The 4,271-nt window shown below is 46.8% G+C and carries 6 protein-coding genes; 4 read left to right on the top strand and 2 right to left on the bottom strand.

Annotation, left to right across the window (positions count from 1 at the left end; all coding sequences use genetic code 11):
- Together QZT80_RS19220 and QZT80_RS19215 are read left to right on the top strand one after the other, a co-directional pair.
- Positions 1-240: ATP-binding protein (locus QZT80_RS19220; protein ID WP_295125823.1), on the top strand; the 240-nt coding region annotated here is incomplete at its 5' end.
- The gene (locus tag QZT80_RS19215; protein ID WP_295125821.1) at positions 237-641 is read left to right on the top strand and encodes a response regulator; all 405 of its coding nucleotides are present in this window, start codon (positions 237-239) and stop codon (positions 639-641) included. The genes QZT80_RS19220 and QZT80_RS19215, both read left to right, overlap by 4 nt.
- Here the strand turns inward: QZT80_RS19215 and QZT80_RS19210 are convergent.
- Positions 638-1,999 carry a HAMP domain-containing sensor histidine kinase gene (locus tag QZT80_RS19210; RefSeq protein ID WP_295125820.1) on the bottom strand — a complete coding sequence of 454 codons (1,362 nt, stop codon included), beginning with the start codon at positions 1,997-1,999 and terminating at the stop codon, positions 638-640. The two genes, QZT80_RS19215 and QZT80_RS19210, sit on opposite strands and share 4 nt — an antisense overlap.
- Positions 1,989-2,705 carry a response regulator transcription factor gene (locus QZT80_RS19205; RefSeq protein WP_295125818.1) on the bottom strand — a complete coding sequence of 239 codons (717 nt, stop codon included), beginning with the start codon at positions 2,703-2,705 and terminating at the stop codon, positions 1,989-1,991. The genes QZT80_RS19210 and QZT80_RS19205 overlap by 11 nt, the downstream gene beginning before the upstream one ends.
- A 148-nt stretch (positions 2,706-2,853) precedes the next feature.
- Between QZT80_RS19205 and QZT80_RS19200 the strand changes: the two genes are divergently transcribed.
- Positions 2,854-3,339 (top strand): hypothetical protein, encoded by a 486-nt coding sequence (locus tag QZT80_RS19200; RefSeq protein ID WP_295125816.1) that lies wholly within the window; start codon positions 2,854-2,856, stop codon positions 3,337-3,339.
- A 70-nt stretch (positions 3,340-3,409) separates the two neighbouring features.
- The coding region (locus QZT80_RS19195; protein WP_295125814.1) for a bestrophin family protein at positions 3,410-4,271 on the top strand (862 nt) is incomplete at its 3' end.

Genomic DNA, 4,271 nt, shown 5'->3' with positions numbered 1-4,271 from the left:
ACCCATACCGAAATTGCCATACAGGATAATGGCATTGGGTTTGATGAAAAATACCTGCCCAAAATGTTTACGTTATTTCAGCGGTTACATTCTAACGATCAGTACAAGGGTACCGGGCTGGGGCTTGCCATTTGCCAGAAGATCATAAATTTGCACAACGGCAGCATAACAGCCAGCAGTAAAGAAAATGAAGGAGCCACGTTTAAAATATCGTTACCAGTAAAACAGATAAGTATATGAATGGGTGTTCCAAGATACTAATTGTAGATGACGACGCCGAAGACCGGCTTATTATTAAAGACACTTTTGAAGAATTAGGTTATGGAACAGCGATACAATTTGCCGTAAATGGCGAAGATGCTATTTCGTACCTCGAAACCTGCTCTACTCTGCCTTCGCTCGTAATATTGGATCTTAATATGCCGAAAATGAACGGCACCCAAACATTGCGTTACCTGAAAGATAAACCAGGACTGTCTACCATCCCGGTAATTATCTTCTCCACTTCCCTTAACCCAATCGAACACGACGAATGCCTGTCGCTGGGCGCGCACTCGTATGTAATTAAACCCACCTCCTACCTGCAGGCTATCGATGTGGTAAAACACTTTTACACGTTGTGTGGCGAACTGGAATCTTAGCTGGGCAGCTCTACCCTTATTTCTGTTCCTTCCGTTAAACTACTGTTCACAATAATTTCGCCCTTGTGCATGCGCACAATATTCATGGCCAGCGGAAGGCCAATACCGTAACCTTTAAAGTTAGCCGTGTTACTGGCGCGGAAGAACGGGGAGAATATGTATGGCAGATCTTCCTGGGGAATGCCGATACCTTTATCTTTTACAATGATGATATTACGGGTGTACGTGGCCGCCAATGCCAGCATTACCGGCTGGTTGTTCGAATATTTAATAGCGTTGATCACTATATTCGTCAGCGCGAGTTCCAGCAACTGGAAGTTCCCCTGCACCGACAGCTTTTCCTCTTCTTCAGGAAACAGACTGTAATCGATCTCCACCTGGTTGCCCGGGTTAATTTTATCCACGATGTTTTTAACCGTAAACAGCAGTTCGTCGGTACGCACCAGGCACCATTCCTGCTTTTTACCATCGAACCCCGTTTGCGCCAACTGCAGCATACTACGCGTAATATGCTCCAGCCGCTCCGCCTGGAACAGGATAGTACGGATGGCCGTCTGATAACTTTCTACACTCCGTTCACGCGCCAGCGACAGTTCTGCCTCCCCGATAATAGCTGTAAGCGGCGTGCTTAATTCATGAGAAGCATTGCTTACGAAGTTGTTCTGCGTTTCAAAAGCCGTTTCCAGCCGGTCGAGCATATTATTAAAGGTAGATGCGAGTTCATTGAGTTCGTCGCGACTATCGGGCGTTTCGAGCCTCATGTGCAGGTTGCGGGAGCTGATGTTTTTTACCTGTAACATCATTCGCCGTATAGGACGAAGTATGTATTGCGAGAAGAACTGCCCGGTTGTAACAATGGCAAAAACAGCGATAAGGCTGCTGATAATGAGGATGCGTTGTAATTCCGCGAGGTACTCTTTACTATATTGGTTTTCGGCAGAGATGATGACCAGGTAGTTACCTTGTTTACTTCTATAGAGTATGCCTTCGAAGAAGCGGTCGCCCTGGCGGTAGGTAACTTTTCCCTGCGAGATGGCCTGGTTATAGAAGGCCTGGGGCAAATTAAGCCGCAGGTCTTTTTCCACCTTGCGGGTAAGTGTGTCTACCTTTAATAAAAACTCCTGCTCGGCCGGCAGTCTTTCCAGGTGTTTATCCCTGATCTCATTATAAATCGCCGCGTCGCCCTCAAAGTAAGGCAGTGAACCTTTGGCGGTAATGTAGGCACGTATCTCTAACCTTTTATAGAAATCCTCGAAGGAATACTGGTTAGCGAGATAGTATACGAAGAAACTCATTACCAGTACAACCGATAACGTGAGCCCAGCGAAAAGGAATATGATTTTAGTTCTAATCTTCATCGTTCAACATATAACCCAAACCAACAACGGTTTGAATAAGTTCGGTGCCGCCGTCTTTATTAAGTTTCTTGCGGAGATAGTTAATATATACATCCACCACCTTCGTATTCATATTAAAATCGATGCCCCACACATGCTCCAGTATTTCCATGCGCGACAGCACGCGGCGGGGATTTTTGAACAGGTATTCGAGCAAACGGTATTCAGTGGCGGTAAGAACGATGCCTTTACCATTACGTAAGGCCAGCTTCTTATCTACATCCAGCTGCAAATCACCGAGGGTAAGAATATTGTTAGCGGCGGGTGGTGGAGCCACCGGTGCCAATGTAATCAGCGGGCCGCCCGGCACCTGCCGGCGGAATAGAGAACGGATGCGCGCTTCCAGTTCCTGGAGTTTAAAGGGCTTCATCAGGTAATCGTCGGCCCCGCTATCGAGTCCCATTACGATATTTTCAGTAGTGCCCAGGGCGGTAAGCATTAATATAGGCGTGTTATACCCATCCGCCCGTAACCTGCGGCAAACCTCTATACCGTTCATACCCGGCAGCATTACATCAAGTAATATGATGCCGTAACTGCCCGTGGTGGCCATATGTAGCCCCAGCGGCCCATCAGGCGCCACGCTTACTTCGTAACCCGCCTCTGAGAGCCCCCGCGATACGACGGAAACTACGCCAGGTTCATCTTCTACCAACAATATCTTCATTATAAACAAATTTAAGGGCTACGGGCCGTAAAGGAAAGGATAACTAACGATTCTTACCGAATTCTTACCAGATTCCATCCACCTTTTTACCTCACGTTTACCTGCTCCTAATATACCAGCGATAATTTTGTATCAAATCTCGCAGAATATGAAGAACATTTTAGTACCTACTGATTTCAGCATCCGCTCCATGGGTTACGTGCATAGCGTAGTGGAAAAACAGAACGGCGAACCGGTAAACATCGTGTTCATGCATGCGCTAAAAATGCCAGATTCAATCATCGATCTGCTGCAATTTGCGCGTGGCAGCCGTCACTACGATCTCATAACCGATGAGTTCAGAGAGGCTTGCGAAATACTGAAAAATAAGTACGCTTCGGCGATTGGCGAAATAAAAGTTGAGTTTTTTGTTGGCACCACGAATGCCGCCTTCCGCAATTTCTTACTGGCCAACGAGGTAAACGCCATTGCGTGCCCAACTGAAAATACTTACGAGTTACCGTCTAAAGCTAGTTTTGATCCTTGCAAACTTATAAAGAAATGCAAGTATCCGCTGGTGGAAGTACAATCGGTAACTCGTAAACCTAGCTACATCCGTGCATCGATATCGGACTTATTACTGGCGAACACTTGAAGGTCACCAGAACCAGTGAATTTGCAAAGCCTGATATCGCTTAATTAAATAACGACAAAACACAAAGGCTATGTTATTAAAGCACAATATTCCATTTAAGTATGTTTTCGGGAAGATCAGGTATGAGGTATTGGCAATAACGGTGTATACGCTGGTCATCAACATCCTTTATAATAATTACCATGTAGGTGATATATCTATCCCTATAGCTGTACCCATGGTACTGGGCACTGTACTGTCGCTGCTGCTGGCTTTCCGGTCGAACCAGGCGTACGATCGCTGGTGGGAAGCCCGCACCATATGGGGCGCTATCGTAAACGATTCGCGCTCGCTGGCCAGGCAGATCCTGACACTTACAGATGACCCCTACAATTCGGAAGAGTTCAAACATTTCCAGGACCAGTTCGTGAAACGGCAGATCGCATGGAACTTCGCCCTCGGCCAATCGCTGCGCGGCATGGACCCGATTAAAGGGCTGGACAGACTGTTGTCTAAACGTGAATTGAACCAGCTGGCCCGCTACGACAACGTACCATCCGGCATGTTGCACCTGCACGCCCGTGATCTGAAGTACGCCATCGAGCGCGAATGGGTAAATCCATACCAGCAAATAGAGCTGGACAGAACGCTGACCAGGCTTTGTGATGCCATGGGTAAATGTGAAAGGATTAAGAATACAGTGTTTCCGGCTACATACAGCTTGTACACCCATTTCACTGTAATCTTCTTTATCGTGCTGCTTCCGTTCGCGCTCATCGATCATTTTGGGTTGATGGAAGTACCGCTGGTAGTTGCTATATCCGCATCGTTCCTTCTAATTGAAAAGATGGCTATTAATCTGCAGGATCCGTTTGAGAACAAACCAACGGATACGCCGATGACAAGTATTGCACGCAAAATAGAACGGGATTTAAGGCAAATGCAGGAGGAGC

It is taken from the genome of uncultured Chitinophaga sp., assembly GCF_902168175.1.
Lineage (GTDB): Bacteria > Bacteroidota > Bacteroidia > Chitinophagales > Chitinophagaceae > Chitinophaga.
The sequence above is the reverse complement of the archived record's forward strand: the minus strand, read 5'-3'. Positions and strand labels throughout refer to the sequence as shown.